The following is a 17393-nucleotide window of genomic DNA, read 5'->3' on the forward strand; positions in this document are numbered from 1 at the left end:
CAGCCGGGGGCCCCTGGCGGGTCCCTAGCATCGCCGCGTGGTCCACGACCCCCGTCGCTACCCGCCGCCGCCGGGCTTCGCCGCCCGCGCCAACGTCACCCCGGACGTCCTCGCCGCGCTGCCCGAGGAGCCGCTCGCCTTCTGGGAGCAGCAGGCGGAGCGCCTGCCGTGGTCGCGGCGCTGGGACTCGGTGCACGAGTGGGTGCCGGTGGACCCGGACGACCCGGCGACGCCGCGCGCGACCTGGTTCGACGGCGGGACCCTCGACGCCTCGGTGGTGTGCGTCGACCGGCACGTCGCCGCCGGACGGGGCGAGCACACGGCGCTGCTCTTCGAGGGCGAGCGCGGCGACACCGAGCGCGTCACCTACGCCGGGCTGCAGGACCGGGTGGCGCGCGCCGCCGGGGCGCTCCGCGCGCTCGGCGTCGGACCGGGCGACCGCGTCGTCGTCTACCTGCCCGTCCTCGTCGACACCGTCGTCGTCGCGCTCGCGTGCGCGCGCGTCGGCGCCGTGCACTCCCTCGTCTTCGGCGGCTTCTCGGCGGAGGCCCTGCGCTTCCGGGTCGCCGACACGGGCGCGCGCGTCGTCGTCACCTCCGACGGGCAGTTCCGGCGCGGGCGCGCGGTCGCGGTCAAGGGCACCGTCGACGAGGCGGTGGCGGGCCTGGAGCACGTCGAGCACGTGCTCGTCGTGCGCCGCACCGGGGAGGAGACCCCCGACGTGCCGTGGACCGCCGGCCGGGACGTCTGGTGGCACGACGCGCTCGCGCAGGCGGAGCCGGTCACCGACCCGGGGGCGTGGGACGCGGAGCACCCGCTGTTCGTCACGTACACGTCCGGCACGACGGGGCGGCCGAAGGGCGTCGTGCACACGACCGGCGGCTACCTCGTGCAGGCGTCGTGGACGCACTGGGCGGTCTTCGACGCGAAGCCGGACGACGTGTACTGGTGCACCGCGGACCTCGCATGGGTGACCGCGCACACGTACGTGCTGTACGGGCCGCTGAGCAACGGCGTCACCGTCGTGCTCGCCGAGGGCTCGCCGGACCACCCCACCGCGACGCGGCACGCCGACGTCATCGAGCGGCTGGGCGTGACGGTGTACTACACGGCGCCCACCCTCGTGCGCTCGCTCATGGCCCGCTTCCCCGACGGCTTCGGCGCGCACCCGGACGGGCGGGACCGGGACCTGTCGAGCGTGCGCCTGCTCGGCAGCGTCGGGGAGGCGATCAACCCCGAGGCGTACGTGTGGTTCCACCGCCACGTCGGCGGCGGCCGCGCCCCGCTCGTCGACACGTGGTGGCAGTCGGAGTCCGGGGCCGCGGTCGTCTCCACGCTGCCGGGCGTGCACACCGGGGTGCCCGGGGCGGCGGGCGTCGCCCTGCCCGGGCAGCGCGTGCGCGTGGTGGACGAGGACGGGACGGACGTGCCCGCGGGCACGAGCGGGCTCGTGACCCTCGAGGGCCGCTGGCCCGCGATGGCGCGGACCGTGTGGGGCGACCACGCCCGCTACCGCGACAGCTACTTCGCCCGCTTCGCCGCGCGCGGGCTGTTCCTCGCCGGCGACGGCGGGGTCCTCGACGACGCGGGGTACCTGCGCCTGCAGGGCCGCGTCGACGAGGTCGTCAACGTGTCAGGGCACCGGCTGTCGACGATCGAGGTGGAGTCCGCGCTCGTCGCGCACCCCTTCGTCGCGGAGGCCGGCGCCGTCGGGGTCGACGACCCCCTCACGGGGCAGGCCGTGGCCGTCTTCGTCGTGCCCGTCGCGCCGCCCGCCACCGACGACCCCGCCGCGTGGCGGGCGCTGGCCGAGCAGGTGCGGCCCGCGCTCGTCGCCCACGTCGCGGCGGCGATCGGCCCGGTCGCGAAGCCCGCGCACGTCGTGTGCGTGCCCGACCTGCCGCGCACCCGCTCCGGCAAGATCATGCGGCGGCTGCTGGGCGACGTGCTCACCGGTCGGCCGCTGGGCGACACCACCTCGCTGCAGGACGAGACCGTCGTGCCCGTGCTGCAGCGCGTCGTGGAGGGCCGGGCGAACGCCGGCTGAGCGGTCCGGGCCGACGGGCCGACGGGGCGGCGGGCCGGCGGGCCGACGGACCCAGCTAGCGCGGCGCGGGGACGGGGTCGGCGAGCACGACCCGGTCCCGGCCCGCGGCCTTGGCCGCGTACAGGGCGGCGTCGGCCGCGGCGAGCAGCCGAGCGGCGTCCTGCCCGGGTCGCAGCTGCGCGATGCCGGCGCTCACGCTCACGCGCACCGTGCCGTCGCGCGCCGGGACCACGACCCCGCCGCACCGCCGTCGCAGGTCCTCGACCCGGTCGTGGGCCCGGCCCGCGGTCAGGCCGGGCAGGACGAGGACGAACTCCTCACCGCCCAGGCGCGCGGCGACCCCGTCGGCGCCGGCGGCGGCCTGCAGCAGGCGCGACAGGGCGACGAGCACCTCGTCGCCGACGAGGTGCCCGTGGGCGTCGTTCACCGCCTTGAAGTGGTCGACGTCGACGACCGCGAGCGACAGCACGGCGTGCTCGGCGACCGCGGCGGCGAGCACCTGCTCGAGGTGGCGCCGGTTGTGCAGGCCGGTGAGCCCGTCCCGGAGGGCCTGCTCCGCGAGCTCGCCCCGCAGCCGCTCGACCTCGGTGACGTCACGGGCCACGACGACCCAGCCGGTGCGTGCGCCGCCGGCCACGACGGGGGTGACGCGCACGTCGACGACGGAGCCGTCCGGTCGCAGCACCGAGCGGGTCCCCTCGGCCTCGACGGCCACGACGAGGTCCTCGTCCACGACGTCGCGCCAGTGGCGCCCGACCACGTGCGAGCGCCGGCTGCCGACGCCCGCCAGCATGCGCAGCGCGGCGGGGTTGACGTCGACGATGCGGCCGAGCGCGTCGACCACGACCACGCCGTCGCTGAGGGCCTGCAGCACCTGCGGCGTGGTGATGGGCGCGCTGCGGAACCGGGGGCTCCAGCGGTCGACCCAGAACCACAGCATCGCCGTGACGACGAAGAGCGGGGCGGTGAGGTCGCGCTGGCCGCCGCCGGCGCCGAGGACGCTCACGGCGTTGCCGCACACGGGCGGCAGCACCGCCCCGACGGCGAGCAGGTAGTGCAGCCGGTGCCCGGAGACCGCCCGGCCGGCGGCCACGAGCAGCGCGACCAGGCCCCAGCCGAGCAGGGCGTAGCAGTACAGGGTGTGGGCCCAGAACCCGAGCCCGAAGACCACCACGAGACCGGTCGGCTCCGTGCGGACCTCCTCGACCACGAGGCCGGTCCATGCGTCGGTGAGCAGCGCGAGCGAGAGCAGGACCGGGTGGACCGACAGCAGCCGGACGCTCCGGCCGCTCGGGCGGCGCCCCGCGAGCGACAGGCAGAACCAGGCGCCCGCCGTCGCCTGCACCGCGGCCGCCGCCACGATGACCCGCGTGACCGCGGCGGCCGCGGCGACGCCGGGCACGTGCGACAGCGCGATGCTGAGCAGCGCCCACGTGGCCGCGGACAGCATGACGACGGCAAGGGACCGCGAGCTCATCGCCGACCGGCGGCCGAGGAGCAGGAACGCCCCGGTCGCGCCGGCGACGAGCGCCGTCGCGAGGCACGCGAGGTCGAGGACGTCGAGCACCGTCCACCGCCTCTCCTGCGCCGAGCACCCGTCGAGGTGGCGATCGGCAGGTCGGGGGCCGGGTCTGAGCCGCCTCACCCGGAGGGACGTGCCCGAAGGGGGAGCGGCCGGTCGAGGCCGCTCCCCCGCTCGGTCAGTCCTCCGCGTGGGTGCGACCGCCGGAGGCGAAGTAGGACACGCAGTCGCCCTGGTTGACGAACCGGTCGGCGGCGAAGTTGCTCGCCCAGCCGCCGTCCCGGCAGTCCGCCTTCGAGTACGTGCGCGGCTCGAAGTCGTACGTGGTGCCGGCGACGGTCAGCCCGTCGACCGCGGCCAGCAGACCGGCGTTGCCGCTGCCGGCATTGACCCCGAACGCCTCGATGACGGCGTCCGGGTTCGCGTCGATGATGCTCCGGAGGCTCACGAAGGAGTCGAAGGCGCTCGGCATGCCCGGGAAGGACCGGGTGGACCACCACGACGCGTCCGCACCGGCGTCCCAGCGCTGCCAGACGCCGTCGGCGACCTGGCCCGGGTAGGAGTACGTCGGCTCGAACACGAGGGTCGCGAAGCCGCCGTCGGCCGGGCCGTTGTGGTCGATGACGACGTTGATCGCCGGGACCTGCTCGCCCGAGCCGCTGACGCGGTACGTCCAGTAGGACGCGTCGGCAAGGGCCGACAACGGCAGGTCCGCGGCGGTGAGCATCTGCACCTTGTCGGAGTCGCCGGGGGTGGACAGCTGGAGCGCGCCGTCACCGAGCCCCGCGGGGGCGCCGTACTCGGTGACGAAGGCCAGAGCACCGTCGCCCCGCTGGTCGCCGGTCGTCCACGTGGACGTCAGGGAGGTCTCGTCGACGACGGTCGTGCCGGCGGCGGACGCGGTCGGGGCGAGGGCGAGGGCCGCGAGGCCCAGGGTGACAGCGGCGACGGCGCCGCGGACGGAACGCATGGTTCGAGGTCCTCCAGATGGGGTCGGTCGTCCGTGAGGGTCACGGACCCCAGCACCCAACCAGCGAGACCGGACACATGGGTCGAGTTCCGTCGAACCCGGGACGGGCACGGCGCTCCGGTGCTATCCGACCTCGCCGCGACGACGAGCACCCGGGCGGTCCCGCTGCGAGGGTGGGGGCGTGCCCGACACACCCAGCGGTCCCGTCGTCGTCGTCACCGGGGCGAACGGACTCGTCGGCGCGCGCGTGTGCGCGCTGCTCACCGAGCGCGGCGCCGCGGTGCGCGCGGTGGTGAGGCGTCCCGGCACCGCGCCGGGCGGCCCGGGGGTCGAGGAGCACGTCGGCGACTTCGCGGACCCGGCGCTGGCCGCCCGCGTCGTCGACGGGGCGGACGCCGTCGTCACGACGGTGCACCCGATGGGCTCCGACCGCGCCGTCCAGCAGCAGGTGGCGGTCGAGGGGACGCCCGCGCTCGCCCGCGCGGCCCGCGACGCCGGCGTGACCCGTCTCGTCCACCTGTCCACGGCCGGGGTGTACGACCGCTCGCCGGGCGTCGGCGACGTCGAGGAGGGCTCAGCGCTGGTCGGCGAGGACGGCGGCGACTACGCCGTCACCAAGCGCGACACCGACGCCGCGCTCGCGGCGCTCGACGGCCTCACGACGGTCCTCGTCCGGCCGCCGGCGATCCTCGGCTCCGGCCCGACGTCGGTGTGGAACGCCCTGCGGCCCGCGTCCGTGCGCGACGGCGAGCGGGCCGCCAACCCGGCGAAGTCCTTCGCCTGGGTGCACGTCGACGACCTCGCCCGGGCCGTCGCCGACCTCGCGACCGGCGTCGTCGCGACCGCCGACGACCCGGCACGCGGCCCGGTGCCGGGCAGCGCGACACCCCTGCTCGTGGCCGGCGGGCCCGCCACGTGGCGGGAGTACCACGGCGCGGTCTGCGAGGCGCTCGGCGTGGACCCCGAGTGGACCGACGAGCCGGTGTGGACCGGCCGGGTCAGGACCGGGCGCGCGGCGGCGTGGGGCTGGACGCCGTCGGTGGACCTGGCGGCGGCGCTGGCCGAGCTGCGTCGCGACGTCCGCGCCGCTCCGCCGCCCGGCTGAGGGCGAGGCTCGCGACCGCGAGGACGCACCCGAGCAACGCCCCCAGCGCGTTCATGGCGACGTCGTTGGTGTCGCAGGCCCGGCCTAGCCGGCGCAGCAGCCCCTGGACGACCTCGATGCCGACGGAGCACAGCACCGCCGCGGCGAGCACCCGCCACGGCCGCCGGCTCGCCACGCCCGCCAGGTAGGCGAGCGGGACGAAGAGCGCGACGTTGGCGACCGCCTCCACCGCTCCCGGCGACGGCAGCGTGAGGCCGACGAGGCACTCCCGCGCGTTGGACGGCTCGGCCTCCGGCACGAGCGTGAGGACGAGGACGACGACCGCCCACGCCCCGGCCAGCAGCCACGCCACCACGCGCCCCCACCGGCCGAGGCGCAGCAGCGCGTGCCCGAGTCCCGCGCACAGGGCGACCGCGACCCCGACGCCGGGCAGGACCAGCTCGCGGTGCAGGACGAGCCAGGTGGCGATCACCGCGGGAGCCTACGGCGCACGGCGGCCCGGTCGGCTCGGGTCGGCCGCGACGTCCCCCGCACGACCCGCTCGGGGTCCTCCCCGGCCGCGGCTCGGGACGGTCCGGTGCCCGTCCCGAGCCGGCGGTCGCTCAGCCCCCCGCCTGCCGCAGCGCCCCCGCGAGCGCCTCGGGCGTCCGCGCGGTCGTGGGCTGGCCGTCGACCCAGACGGTCGGGGTGCCGCCGACGCCCAGCTGCTGCGCCTGCTGGGTCGAGCGGGCCACCCACCCGGCGTACCGGGTCTCCTCGATGCACAGCCGGACCGCCTCGCTCGCTCCCGCGCCGAGCGCGACCTCGGCGAGCGCGGCGTCGTCGAGGCCGGGGCCGCCCTCGGCGGGCTGCGCCGCGTACAGCGCGTCGACGACGTCGACCGCCGTGGCCGGGCCGTCGGTGTCGGCCACGCACATGACGGCCGACGCGGCGCGGGTGGAGTACTCGGTGCCGGCGCTCAGACGGTCGAGGATCGCGATCGGGCGGTAGTCGACCGTCGCCTCGCCGGAGGCCTCCAGCCCCCGCAGGTACTCCCCGCTCGTCTCCTCCAGCTGCCGGCAGGCCGGGCACAGCAGGTCGAGGTACACCGTGAGCACGGGTCCGCCGTCGCCGACGGCGACGCCGCCGGTCTCGTCGAGGCCGGCGGCGGGCGAGCCGGCCCACTCCTGGGTGGTCGTGCCGCCCGGCTCGAGCCCGGCGAGCGCGTCCCGGTCGCGGGCGGCGAGCGCGATGACGGTGACGGTCGTCGCGACGAGTGCGAGCACGACGAGCGAGACGACGACCACGAGGGTGCGGCTGCCGGAGCGCAGGTCGGTCGCTCCCCCGTTGCGCGGCCGGCTCACGTGAGCGCCTGCCCGTCGGGGGTGGCGTCGGTTCGGGGCAGGACGGGTCCTGCGGGTCGGGTGTCCATGGGCGTGCTCCTCCGCTGTCGGGCGGCGCGCTCGTGCGTCGCCGCCGGCGTCCCGGCGCGCGGGCGCGAGCCGGGGCAGGTCCTCCCGGCGCCGCGGGGCCCCGACGGGGCGGGCGGGCGGGTCAGACCGGGAGCGGAGGACCGCGGGTGGGGGCCGGACCCCGGCGGGGCCCGGTGGCGGGCCGCGGCGCCCGGACGGCCGGGACCGGTCGGCGCCCGGGCACCGCGACCGTGGGCGTCGCCGGACGGGGCCGGACCCGGAACAGGCCCGCCACGGCTTCGAGGAGCCGCTGTGCCCGCGCGAGCACCGCGGCGGTGACGAGGGTCGCGGCCGCGTGCGCGAGCAGCATGAGCGGTGAGGGCAGGACGTGCAGGTGCACGGCGTCCGCGGCCCTGCCCGCGGCCGCACCGCACGAGGCGACCGCGGGGACGGCGGCGAACACGCCACCCGGGTCGGCGGCGGAGGCCCCACGCGGCGCGTAGCAGTGGGTCCCGGCGGCGGCGCCGGCCGCGACGGCGACGTGGGACAGGTGCACGAGCAGCTGCCCGCCGCCGAGCAGGACGACGAGGCGACCGGGGGTCGTGGCCCGGGGCGCGAGCACGAGGGCCGCACCCGCCACGACGACGAGCGCGAGGAGCCAGCCCGTGGCGCCGGAGCCGGCGCCGGCGGCGACGTGCGCGGCGGAGGCGAGGGCGACGACGAGCGCCGCGGCGCCGCCCGCGCGGGCAGCGCGGGAGGCGACGTCGCGCCACGACCGCACCCGCACGCTCCGGAGCCTACGTGAGCCGGCTGGGGCGGGACCGGGCGCCGAGGCTCGGCCGCCGGGGCTGCGCCGTCGCGCTACGCCGTCGCGCTACGCCGTCGCGCTACGCCGTCGCGCTACGCCGTCGCGCGCAGCCGGCGGACCCCCTCGTCCAGCACCTCGTCGCGCTTGCCGAAGGTGAAGCGGACGAGGTGGCGTCCCTCGCCGCGCGTCGCGTAGAAGACCTGCATCGGCACCGCCGCCACCCCCGCCCGCTCCGGCAGCGCGCGGCAGAAGGCGAGCCCGTCGTGCCCGTCGGGCAGCGGCCCGTCGGGATCGGCGCCGAGGACCGGGCGGATGTCCGCGGCGAGGAAGTACGTGCCCTGCGAGCGCTCGACGGCGAAGCCCGCCTCGCGCAGGCCGCTCGCGAGCCGGTCGCGCTTGGCGCGCATGCTGCTCACGAGCCCGTCGAAGTAGTCGTCGCCCAGGCCGAGCGCGACGGCGACGGCCGGCTGGAACGGCGCCCCGTTGGTGTACGTGAGGTACTGCTTGACCCGCATGAGCGCGCCCACGAGAGGCGCCGGACCGCACACCCAGCCGATCTTCCAGCCCGTGCAGGAGAACGTCTTGCCCGCCGAGGACACGACGAGCGTGCGCTCGCGCATGCCCTCGAGGGTCGCGAGCGGGACGTGCCCGGCCCCGTCGACGCCGTCGAGCACGAGGTGCTCGTAGACCTCGTCGGTGACGGCGAGCACGTCGTGTGTGGTGCACAGCTCGGCGACGAGTGCGAGCTCCGCGCGCGACAGCACGGTCCCGGTGGGGTTGTGCGGGCTGTTGAGCAGCACGAGGCGGGTGCGCGGGCCGAACGCGGCCCGCAGGTCGGCCTCGGCGAAGCCGAAGCGCCCGTCGGGGCCCGGACGCAGCGGCACCGGGCGCACGACGGCCCCGGCGAGGGCGATCGAGGCCGCGTAGGAGTCGTAGAGCGGGTCGAGGACGACCACCTCGTCGCCCGCCTCGCAGAACGCGAGGACGGCGGCGGTGACGGCCTCTGTCGCCCCGGCCGTCACGACGACCTCGCTGCCGGGGTCGTAGTCGAGGCCGTACCAGCGGCGCTGGTGGGCGGCGACCGCCTCTCGCAGCTGCGGGGTGCCCGGGCCGGGCGGGTACTGGTTGACGCCGTCGCGGATCGCGCGCTGCGCCGCCTCGAGCATCTCCGGCGGCCCGTCGAAGTCGGGGAAGCCCTGCCCGAGGTTGACCGCTCCCGTCGCGGCGGCGAGCGCCGACATCTCGGCGAAGATCGTGGTGCCGAAGCCGCGCATGCGGGCGACGAGCGGGTCGACGTCGACGGGCATGCCTCCGAGGCTAGCCCGGCCGGAAGTGGCACGATCCGTACGACGTCGAGGGGGTGTGCCGGTGGTCGGTCCCGACCTGTTCTTCCTGCCCGTGGTGGGGCTCGTGTGGCTGGTCGTGCTGGGTCTGCTCCTGCTCGGCCTGTACTGGGCGGTGCGCCTCGCGATCCGCCACGAGCGCGAGCGCGAGCGGCGCGTCGGCGGCGGGCGGCCTCCGGGACCGGGGTCCGCGGGAGGCCCGCCCGCCGCGACGTAGGACCTGCTCAGTCCTGGCGGAAGGCGTCCTTCACCTTCTCGCCACCCTGCTTGAGGTCGGCCTTCGACTGCTGCGCCTGACCCTCGGCCTCGAGGCGCTCGTTGTCGGTCACCTTGCCGACGGCCTCCTTGGCCTTGCCGATCAGCTTGTCGGCGGTGTTCCCGGCCTTGTCCGCGGTGCTCATGCTGTCTCCTCTCGACGGGTCCCCGGCGTCCACCGGGTGACGGTTCCGGGAGTGGGTCGCTCCAGCTGCCCGCATCCGCACGCGCCCACTGTGTGACGTGCGTCATACGGTCCGACCGCGGGGCAGCGGCTAGGTCCCGGGGTCGTCGAGCCGGACGGGCGGCACGACCAGGTCCGCGCGCTCCCGCCCGGCCTCGACGAGCACGGCGTTGGCACCGTCGACGTCCCTCGCCCACGCGCGCGCCGCCTCCGGGCTGCGCCCGCCGGCCCGGTGGCGGTCCACGAGGCGGCGCAGGCGTTCGGTCTCCGCCGTGTCGCAGAACCACACCTCGTCCAGCTCGTGACGCACGTGGACCCACGGCTCCTCGCCGAGCAGCAGGTAGTTGCCCTCGACGACGACGAGGCGGGCGCCGGGCAGGACCGTGACCGCCCCGGCCACGCCCTCGTCGACCGTCCGGTCGAAGCCGGGTGCGTACACGGTGTGCCGGGTCTCGGCGCGCAGGCGGCGCAGCAGCGCGAGGAAGCCCCAGCCGTCGAAGGTCTCCGGCGCACCCTTGCGCCCGCGCAGGCCGAGCCGGTCCAGCGTCGCGTTGGCCAGGTGGAAGCCGTCCATCGGCACGTGCACCGCGCGGGGCTCCGCGTCGGAGCCGCCGAGCGCGGCGTCGGCCCGCGCGGCGAGGGCGGCCGCGAGGGTGGTCTTGCCCGCACCCGGGCTGCCCGTGACGCCCAGCACCGCACGTCCCGGGTCCGCCGGGAGGAGCGCGAGGGCGCGGTCGAGGAGCGCGTCGAGGGTGTCAGGCAACGGCCCGGCTCCACGGCGTCGTGGTCGGTGCCGCCGCCCGTCCGTCCCGGTCGCTCGCCACGGCCACGATCGTGGCACGGCCGGCGCCGACGACGGCTCAGCGCCCGGGCGAGGCGGAGCGGCTCGCGCTTCCTGTGTTCATGGGTGGCGAGGTCGACCGGCCGGCCCGGCGGCTCGCGGCACCGCCCGACGCAGGGCCGGCGGACGGGAGCGCCGGTGGGTCGGGCTACCCGGCGCACCCCGTGGCGGCCCTCAGTCCCCGCCGGGTCGCACGAGCCCCAGCTCGTAGGCGAGGGCGATCGCCTGCGGGCGGTCCCGGGCGCCCAGCTTGTCGAGCACCCGGCCGAGGTGGGTCTTCACGGTGGTCTCGCCGAGGTACAGCCGCGCCGCTACCTCGGCGTTCGACAGGCCGCGGGCCACGAGGCGGAGCACGTCGGTCTCGCGGGGCGTGAGGCGCTGCAGGACGGGCGACGCCGCGGGCGCGGCCGGCCGGGTGGCGTAGCCGGCCACGACGTGCGGCACGACGGCGGGGTCGAGCACCCCGCGACCGGCGGCCGCCTCGCGGACCGCCTCGAGCAGCCGCTCCGGCGGCGAGGACTTGAGCAGGAACCCGGTCACGAGCTGACGGAGGGCCGCGTCGACGACCGGCTCGTCGTCGAAGGTCGTGAGCACGACGACGCGCGAGGTGACGCCTGCCTCCCGCAGCCGGGCGGCGGCGGCGAGCCCGTCGAGGCGCGGCATGCGGACGTCGAGCAGCACGACGTCGGGCCTCTCCCGGGTCACGACCTCGACGGCCTGGACCCCGTCGACCGCCTCCCCGACGACCTCGACGTCCGCCTCGCCGTCGAGCAGCATCCGCAGCCCGGCGCGCACCATCGCCTCGTCGTCGCACACGACCACGCGCACCGGCGGGCCCACGCCCTCGCGCGCGCTCACGCGGGCACCGGCAGCTCGGCACGGACCGCGAAGCCACCGCCGTGCGGCCCCGCGTGCAGCGAGCCGCCGAACAGGGACACCCGCTCGCGCATGCCGACGAGGCCGTGCCCGCCGACCCCGTCCTCGGAACGCGCGGCCGGCACCGGTCCCCGCGGTCCGGCGTCCACCACCTCCAGGCACACGGTGTCGCCGGCCCAGCGGACGGTGAGGTCGATCGGCGAGCCCGGCGCGTGGCGCAGCGCGTTCGACGTCGCCTCCTGCAGCACCCGGAACGCCGACGCGTCGAGGGCGGCCGGCAGGGCCCGGCGCGGCTCGCCCTCGACGTGCAGGCGGACGGTCGTGCCGGTCGCCTCGAGGTCCGCGACGAGGTCGTCGAGGCGCGCGAGCGACGGCGCGGGCGCGAGGGTGTCGCCGTCGCCCGCGCGAACGAGCCCGACCACCCGGCGCAGCTCCTCCACGCCACGGCGGCCGAGGGCCTCGACCTGCTGCAGGGCCTCGCGCTCGACCGGCCGGTCGGCGAGGCGGTGCCGCACGACGCCGACCTGCAGCGTCATCACGCTCATCGTGTGGGCGACGGCGTCGTGCAGCTCGCGGGAGATGCGCGCACGCTCCTCGGCGACCACCTGCTGCTCCCGCAGCGCGCGCTCGCGCCGCAGCTGCTGCGACAGCGCGGCGAGCTCGAGGGCCCGGGCGCGCTCGCGGCGCAGCAGCAGCCCCATCACCCAGCCGAGGCCGAGGATGACGGCGAAGAAGAGGAACTCCCACACCGTCTCCCCCGCCACCACGAGGGTGACGGCCGGCACGAGCACCGCGACGGCGTAGGCGGCGGCGGAGCGTCGCGGAGGCAGCCGGTACCCGGCCCACAGCAGCGAGCCGAGCAGCACGATGAGCTGCGCCCCGCCGGGCCCGGGTGAGGCCACGAGCAGCGCGGGCAGCGGGAAGAGGGCGACCTGCCACAGCGCACCGAGCAGCGGGTGGCGGGCAGAGACGGCGACCCCGGCGCCGAGAGCCACCGCGACCGCGACGCTGCCGACGCCCAGCTCGACGACCCGCTGGTCGGCGGCGGACTCCACGAGCGCGACACCGGCGGCGGCGAGCGGCAGGCCGACGGCGAGGGCGCGACGGACGCCACGGCGGGCGAGGACCGGGTGCACGAGGGTGACGGTAGGGCGCGACCGGGACGACCGGGGTCCTCCTGGGGGAGGACCCCCGGAGCGGTCAGGTCGTCCCGCGGTGTGAGGACGGTCGGGCCGCCGGGCCGATCCGCCCGGGGTGCCGCCGCAACGAGAGTCCTCCTCGACGCCGCACCGACCGGAGCGGCCCCGGAACCCTCACAGGAGACGTCATGACCACGCACCTCGACCCCCGCACCACGGCCTCCGCCGCACCGACGACCCCGGACCCGGCCGTCCGCGCCGCCGGCGCCCTCGGCCGGCTCGCCCCGCTCGGCGGCGCCGCGCTCGTGGCCGCCCCGCTGCTCATGCTCGGCGCGTCGGCGACCTCGCCGCCGCAGGCCGACGACAGCCCGGCCGCCTACATCGCGTCGCTCGCCGCTGACCCCGCGCTGAGCGCGGTCTCGGCGGGGCTGTTCCACTACGGCTGGCTGCTGCTCACCTTCGGCGCGCTCGCCGCGCTCACCCTCGTCCGCGGCCGGCGCGGGCGGGGCATCGCGACCGTCGGCGCCCTCATGGCGGCGGTCGGCTCGCTGCAGATCAGCGGCCTGCTGCTCGGCGACTGGTACCTCGCGGCCCTCGGCAACGAGGTGGCGACGGCCGACGCGGTGCGCGTGTTCGAGGTCGCGATGTCCGACGCGTGGGGCGTGACGTGGCTCATGAGCGCCCGCCTGCTGCCGACGATCGGCTTCCCCGTCCTCTTCGTCGGCCTGGCCCGGGCCGGGGTGCTGCCGTGGTGGCTCGTGCCCGGCTCGCTCGGCACCATGGTCGTGCCGTTCGTCGTGCCGGGCCCGCTCGGCCTCGTGCTCGCCGCGCTGTGCTGGGCGCCGACGGCCGTCACCGGCTACCGGATCCTGCGCCGGGCCCGCGCCGACGTGCGGGCGGCGGAGGCGCTCGCCTGAGCGCACCCGCGGGTGACCGACGGCGTGGCGCCTGCCCGCCGGGCGACGCCGGGCCGGCGAGCAGGTACCCGCGCGAGGCGGTGTGCCCCCACTGGGGGTACACCGCCTCGTCGCATGCCCCGTCCCTCGTGCGGCAGCGAGGACCGACTCAGGCCGAGGCGTCGACGTGGCCGCGGGGACGCGGCCAGTCCTCCGGGGACACGTGCAGCGACGCCCGCGGCGGGCGGGCGTGGTTGCCGACGAGCGTGACGGGCGTCCGGCCCGCCTCGTCGAGCGAGGCGGTGTCGAGGCTGAAGCCGTTGCCCGGGGCGTCCCCGAGCACGTAGCCACCGTCGGCCACCTCCATGTCCGCCACGAGGCCGACCGGCCACCCGAGGTCCTGCACCTCGATGGTGAGCATGTTCGGCATCGCGGTCGCCGCGGCGGCCACGGCCGGCGTGAAGCCGACCGGGCTGACGGGCAGGCCGCGCGCGTGAGCGGCGAGGGACACCCGCAGGGAGAACGTCGTGCCCCAGCCCCAGCCCGTCTGCACGACGTCGAGCGCGTCGGCGTCCAGCAGCGGCACGAACTGCTCGAGGCCGGTGAGGTTCTCCCCGCTGGCGACCCCGGCCGTCACCGAGCCCCTGACCGCGGCGAGCCCGGCCGCGTCCCAGCGGCGCACGGGCTCCTCGACCCACGTGAGGTCGAGCTCGCGCTCGATGCGGCTGATGTGCCGGACGGCCTGGGAGCGGTGCCACGCCTCGTTCGCGTCGAGCATGAGCCCGGGGTCGGCGCTGTTGGCGGCGTAGACGTCGCGCAGCAGCCGCAGGCGCCGCAGGTCGTCGGCCACGAGCCGACCGCCCTTGAGCTTGACCGCGCGGAAGCCCCGCTCCACGAACCGGGCGTGCAGGCCTGCGAGCTCCTCGTCGCCCAGGTGCATGTCGAGCGCGGAGGCGTACCCGGGCACGAAGCGGTCGCGACCCCCGAGCAGGCGCCACAGCGGCTCGCCCGCCGCCTTCGCCTTGATGTCCCACAGCGCCATGTCGAGGGCCCCGATCGCCCCGGCGGTGAAGCCCTGGTGCCCGAACTTGAAGACGTGGTCGCACATCCGGTCGTACAGCGCGACGACCGAGCGCGGGTCCTCCCCCGCCACCGCGTGGAACACCCGGTCGACGTCCGGGTGCGGGCCGACGCCCACCCCCTCCAGGCCGGTGTCGGTCTCCACCACGAGCAGCGAGACGGGCGTGCGGGTCCCCTCGTGGGCGTAGTTGACGTCACCGATGGGCCGGCCCCACTCGTGGTACGTGGTCAGGCTGCGGTAACCGGTGATCTTCACGGTGCTCCTCGGTTCTGGCGGTGTTCGGCGGGCGGTTGAACATGTGACGTCTTGCTACGCTCGCCGCGGCGCGAGCGGGAGGTGACGAGGCGATGGCAGACCGCACGACCCAGCGGCCCCGCGAGGACACCGGCCGGCCGGCGCGGCGGGCCGACGCCGTCGTCGACGCGCTGCTGGAGGACATCGTCTCCGGCGAGCTCGCCACCGGGCAGCTCGTCCCCAACGAGGCGGCGCTGTGCCTCGCGCACGGCGTGAGCCGCACGGTCGTGCGGGAGGCCGTCAAGGCGCTGGAGTCGCACGGGCTGCTGACGGTCCGGCAGGGCATCGGCACGACCGTCACCCCGCAGGAGGCGTGGAACCTGCTGGAGCCGCGGGTGCTCGCGGCCGTCGTCGAGCACGACGAGCAGTTCCACGTGCTCGACCAGCTCGTGGCCGTCCGGACGGCGCTGGAGTCCGGCATGGCCGCCGACGCGGCCCGGATGGCGGGTCCCGACGACCTCGCGGACCTGCGCCGCATGCTCGACGAGCTCGACGACCTCGTCGACGACCCCGAGCGGATGGACGACGCCGACGTCGCCTTCCACGAGCGGATCATGCTCGCCTCCGGCAACCAGCTCGGCCGCGCCATCGTCCGGACCGTGCACGCCGAGGCCCGACGCAGCCGCCGCTACAGCGGCGTGGTCGGCCCGGTCGACCGCCGCGAGACCAACCGGCAGCACCGGGAGGTCCTGAAGGCCATCGGGTCCGGCGACGCCGCCGCGGCGGAGCGGGCGATGGCCGCGCACATCGAGAGCAGCTGGGAGCGGCGCCGGCCCCGCAACGGCTGAGCCCCTCACCCCTTCACCCCGCCGGCCGTCAGGCCGGTCACGAGGAAGCGCTGCGCGAAGGCGAACACGAGCAGCACCGGCAGCACCGAGACGATCGTGGCGAGCGCGAGCGTCGGCAGGTCGATGACGGCCGCGCCCGCCGCGCTCGGGTTGAAGGCCGGCGTGGACGACAGCAGGGCCGACAGCCCGATCTGGACCGGGTAGTCGTCGCTGCTCGGCAGCATGACGAACGGCAGGAAGTAGTTGTTCCAGTTCTGCACGAAGCTGAAGAACCCGACCAGCGCCACGACGGGCGCCGACAGCGGCAGCGCGATGTGGAGGAACAGCCGCAGCTCCCCGCACCCGTCGATCCGCGCCGCCTCCAGCAGCGAGCGCGAGATGCTCGAGGAGAAGTAGATGTAGGCGAGGTACACCCCGAACGGGAAGAACGAGAACGGCAGCACGACCGCCGCTGCCGTGCCGATGAGGCCGACGGCATTCATCTCGAGGAACACCGGCAGCACGAGGGCCGTGTTCGGCATGAGCATGACGACGAGCGTCGTCAGCAGCAGCGTCCGCCGCGCCCGGAAGCGCGTGAGGGCGAGGGCGTACCCCGCCGGTATGGACACGAGCAGCGTGAGCGCGAGGGCGGCGAGGGAGTAGTACGCCGAGTTGCCCACCCAGGTGAGGATCGCGGCGTCCTGGAAGCCGACGAGCGATCGCCAGTTCTCCGCGAGCTGGCCGAGGCTTCCCGGCGAGAGCGGCGCGTCGCGGACGAGCGACGCGCCCGACCGCGTCGCGGCGAGCAGCAGCCACAGCAGCGGCAGCGCGAAGAACACGACGAACACTGCGTGCACGAGCGCCGCCACCGCACCACCGGCGGTGGGTCGGCGTGCGGGACGCGTGCCGGTGCGCGTGAGCGTGCTCACGAGGCGTCCGTGTCGAAGAGGCCGCCGCGCGCGACGAAGACCGACGACAGCCCGAGCGACACCACGAGCAGCAGCACCGAGATGGCCGCGCTGCCGTTGAAGTCGGCGAGGCTGAACGCGTACTGGTACGCGAGCTGGTTGAGCGAGTAGTCGTTCGGCACGACGGCGTTGCTCGCCTGCGACAGCAGCGTCGGCTCCACGAACAGCTGCGTTCCCGCGGCCAGGGACAGGATCACCATGTACGTCACCCACTTCCGGATGAGCGGCAGCTGGATGGACCACGCGATGCGCACCGGGCCGGCGCCGTCGATGCGGGCGGCCTCCATGACGTCGTCGGGGATGTTGTTGAGGGCACCGAACATGACGAGGATCCAGCCGCCGGCGCCGGTCCAGAACGCGATGAGCGCGAAGACCACGGGCAGGTTCGTCGGCTGGATGGTGTCGTTGAAGCTCTCGTACCCGAGCAGGCGCAGCAGCGGCGCCGCCGGACTCGCGACCGGGTTGAGCAGGAACAGCCACAGCAGCACGCTCGAGGCGCCCGCGAGCGCGCCCGGCACGTAGTACGCGAAGCGCAGCGCCGTGCCCACCCACCGGCGGCTGACGGCGTGGACGAGCAGCGCGAGCACGACGACGAGCACGACGAGCAGCACGAGCCACAGCCCGACGAAGAGCGCGACGTGCCGCGCTGCGCCGGGGAAGCGGAAGTCCTGCACGACCCGGGCGTAGTTGTCGACGCCGGCGAAGCCGCCCGTCGCGTCGGTGAACGAGAGCCACAGCGCGTACACGGCGGGGCCGAGGCCGAACGCGAGCAGCAGCACGGTGTACGGCAGGACGAGGAGGACGGGGACCAGGCTCGCGCGGCGCCGTCCGGGGCGCGGGCCGGTCGCCGGCCCCGCTGCACGACGCAGCGGGGCGGCGGCCTTCTGGGCGGTGGCCACGGAGCTC

18 protein-coding genes are annotated in these 17393 nt (G+C 76.3%); 5 read left to right on the top strand and 13 right to left on the bottom strand.

Annotated elements, in window-relative coordinates:
* Nucleotides 1–37: 37 nt before the first annotated feature.
* Nucleotides 38–2047 carry an acetate--CoA ligase gene (gene acs / locus WAA21_RS01510; protein WP_336920966.1) on the top strand — a complete coding sequence of 670 codons (2010 nt, stop codon included), beginning with the start codon at nucleotides 38–40 and terminating at the stop codon, nucleotides 2045–2047.
* 55 nt (nucleotides 2048–2102) lie between these two features.
* On the opposite strand, the gene WAA21_RS01515 is transcribed toward acs, so the two are convergent.
* Entirely contained in the window at nucleotides 2103–3614 is a 1512-nt protein-coding gene (locus tag WAA21_RS01515) for a histidine kinase N-terminal 7TM domain-containing diguanylate cyclase (RefSeq protein WP_336920967.1), read from the bottom strand.
* A gap of 133 nt (nucleotides 3615–3747) precedes the next feature.
* Nucleotides 3748–4539, bottom strand: coding sequence for a hypothetical protein (locus WAA21_RS01520; protein WP_336920968.1), 792 nt, complete (start codon nucleotides 4537–4539; stop codon nucleotides 3748–3750).
* Between the two features lie 181 nt (nucleotides 4540–4720).
* Here WAA21_RS01520 and WAA21_RS01525 point away from each other — a divergent pair, with 181 nt between their 5' ends.
* On the top strand, nucleotides 4721–5644 hold the full coding sequence (locus WAA21_RS01525) for an NAD-dependent epimerase/dehydratase family protein (RefSeq protein ID WP_336920969.1): 924 nt from the start codon (nucleotides 4721–4723) through the stop codon (nucleotides 5642–5644).
* Here WAA21_RS01525 and WAA21_RS01530 read toward each other — a convergent pair.
* The 4 genes from WAA21_RS01530 to WAA21_RS01545 all read right to left on the bottom strand — a co-directional run bounded on the left by WAA21_RS01530 (nucleotide 5538) and on the right by WAA21_RS01545 (nucleotide 9150).
* The gene (locus WAA21_RS01530) at nucleotides 5538–6116 is read right to left on the bottom strand and encodes a VanZ family protein (RefSeq protein ID WP_336920970.1); all 579 of its coding nucleotides are present in this window, start codon (nucleotides 6114–6116) and stop codon (nucleotides 5538–5540) included. The two genes, WAA21_RS01525 and WAA21_RS01530, sit on opposite strands and share 107 nt — an antisense overlap.
* A 130-nt stretch (nucleotides 6117–6246) precedes the next feature.
* The gene (locus WAA21_RS01535) at nucleotides 6247–6987 is read right to left on the bottom strand and encodes a DsbA family protein (RefSeq protein ID WP_336920971.1); all 741 of its coding nucleotides are present in this window, start codon (nucleotides 6985–6987) and stop codon (nucleotides 6247–6249) included.
* A gap of 190 nt (nucleotides 6988–7177) precedes the next feature.
* On the bottom strand, nucleotides 7178–7822 hold the full coding sequence (locus tag WAA21_RS01540) for a hypothetical protein (protein WP_336920972.1): 645 nt from the start codon (nucleotides 7820–7822) through the stop codon (nucleotides 7178–7180).
* Between the two features lie 113 nt (nucleotides 7823–7935).
* Nucleotides 7936–9150, bottom strand: a complete 1215-nt coding sequence (locus tag WAA21_RS01545) for a pyridoxal phosphate-dependent aminotransferase (protein WP_336920973.1) — start codon at nucleotides 9148–9150, stop codon at nucleotides 7936–7938.
* Between the two features lie 61 nt (nucleotides 9151–9211).
* Between WAA21_RS01545 and WAA21_RS01550 the strand changes: the two genes are divergently transcribed.
* A complete protein-coding gene (locus WAA21_RS01550; protein WP_336920974.1) occupies nucleotides 9212–9403 on the top strand; it encodes a hypothetical protein in 192 nt (63 codons plus the stop codon).
* 7 nt (nucleotides 9404–9410) lie between these two features.
* Here WAA21_RS01550 and WAA21_RS01555 read toward each other — a convergent pair whose 3' ends face one another.
* From WAA21_RS01555 to WAA21_RS01570, 4 genes are all read right to left on the bottom strand, one after another.
* The gene (locus WAA21_RS01555; RefSeq protein WP_336920975.1) at nucleotides 9411–9587 is read right to left on the bottom strand and encodes a CsbD family protein; all 177 of its coding nucleotides are present in this window, start codon (nucleotides 9585–9587) and stop codon (nucleotides 9411–9413) included.
* 129 nt (nucleotides 9588–9716) lie between these two features.
* Complete coding sequence (locus WAA21_RS01560; protein WP_336920976.1) at nucleotides 9717–10388, bottom strand: nucleoside/nucleotide kinase family protein; 672 nt, start codon at nucleotides 10386–10388, stop codon at nucleotides 9717–9719.
* A gap of 252 nt (nucleotides 10389–10640) precedes the next feature.
* Nucleotides 10641–11324, bottom strand: a complete 684-nt coding sequence (locus WAA21_RS01565; protein ID WP_336920977.1) for a response regulator transcription factor — start codon at nucleotides 11322–11324, stop codon at nucleotides 10641–10643.
* Nucleotides 11321–12478, bottom strand: a complete 1158-nt coding sequence (locus WAA21_RS01570) for a sensor histidine kinase (RefSeq protein WP_336920978.1) — start codon at nucleotides 12476–12478, stop codon at nucleotides 11321–11323. The genes WAA21_RS01565 and WAA21_RS01570 overlap by 4 nt, the downstream gene beginning before the upstream one ends.
* 191 nt (nucleotides 12479–12669) lie before the next feature.
* On the opposite strand from WAA21_RS01570, the gene WAA21_RS01575 reads away from it, so the two are divergent.
* The gene (locus tag WAA21_RS01575; RefSeq protein ID WP_336920979.1) at nucleotides 12670–13398 is read left to right on the top strand and encodes a hypothetical protein; all 729 of its coding nucleotides are present in this window, start codon (nucleotides 12670–12672) and stop codon (nucleotides 13396–13398) included.
* 148 nt (nucleotides 13399–13546) lie between these two features.
* Here WAA21_RS01575 and WAA21_RS01580 read toward each other — a convergent pair whose 3' ends face one another.
* A complete protein-coding gene (locus WAA21_RS01580; protein ID WP_336920980.1) occupies nucleotides 13547–14713 on the bottom strand; it encodes a mandelate racemase/muconate lactonizing enzyme family protein in 1167 nt (388 codons plus the stop codon).
* Nucleotides 14714–14805: 92 nt separating this feature from the next.
* On the opposite strand from WAA21_RS01580, the gene WAA21_RS01585 reads away from it, so the two are divergent.
* The gene (locus WAA21_RS01585) at nucleotides 14806–15540 is read left to right on the top strand and encodes a FadR/GntR family transcriptional regulator (RefSeq protein WP_336920981.1); all 735 of its coding nucleotides are present in this window, start codon (nucleotides 14806–14808) and stop codon (nucleotides 15538–15540) included.
* Nucleotides 15541–15545: 5 nt separating this feature from the next.
* Here WAA21_RS01585 and WAA21_RS01590 read toward each other — a convergent pair whose 3' ends face one another.
* Nucleotides 15546–16448 (bottom strand): carbohydrate ABC transporter permease, encoded by a 903-nt coding sequence (locus WAA21_RS01590; RefSeq protein ID WP_336920982.1) that lies wholly within the window; start codon nucleotides 16446–16448, stop codon nucleotides 15546–15548.
* Nucleotides 16445–17386 (bottom strand): carbohydrate ABC transporter permease, encoded by a 942-nt coding sequence (locus WAA21_RS01595; RefSeq protein WP_336920983.1) that lies wholly within the window; start codon nucleotides 17384–17386, stop codon nucleotides 16445–16447. Before WAA21_RS01595 ends, WAA21_RS01590 begins: the two co-directional genes overlap by 4 nt.
* Between the last annotated feature and the right edge of the window lie 7 nt (nucleotides 17387–17393).

The organism is Aquipuribacter sp. SD81 (assembly GCF_037153975.1).
In the GTDB taxonomy this organism is placed as follows: Bacteria; Actinomycetota; Actinomycetes; order Actinomycetales; family JBBAYJ01; genus Aquipuribacter.

Bases quoted from the DNA above. Each gene is read 5' to 3' on its own strand.
- WAA21_RS01520 (WP_336920968.1), bottom strand. From the start codon at position 4,539: ATGCGTTCCGTCCGCGGCGCCGTCGCCGCTGTCACCCTGGGCCTCGCG.
- WAA21_RS01545 (WP_336920973.1), bottom strand. From the start codon at position 9,150: ATGCCCGTCGACGTCGACCCGCTCGTCGCCCGCATGCGCGGCTTCGGC.
- WAA21_RS01555 (WP_336920975.1), bottom strand. From the start codon at position 9,587: ATGAGCACCGCGGACAAGGCCGGGAACACCGCCGACAAGCTGATCGGC.
- WAA21_RS01575 (WP_336920979.1), top strand. From the start codon at position 12,670: ATGACCACGCACCTCGACCCCCGCACCACGGCCTCCGCCGCACCGACG.
- WAA21_RS01585 (WP_336920981.1), top strand. From the start codon at position 14,806: ATGGCAGACCGCACGACCCAGCGGCCCCGCGAGGACACCGGCCGGCCG.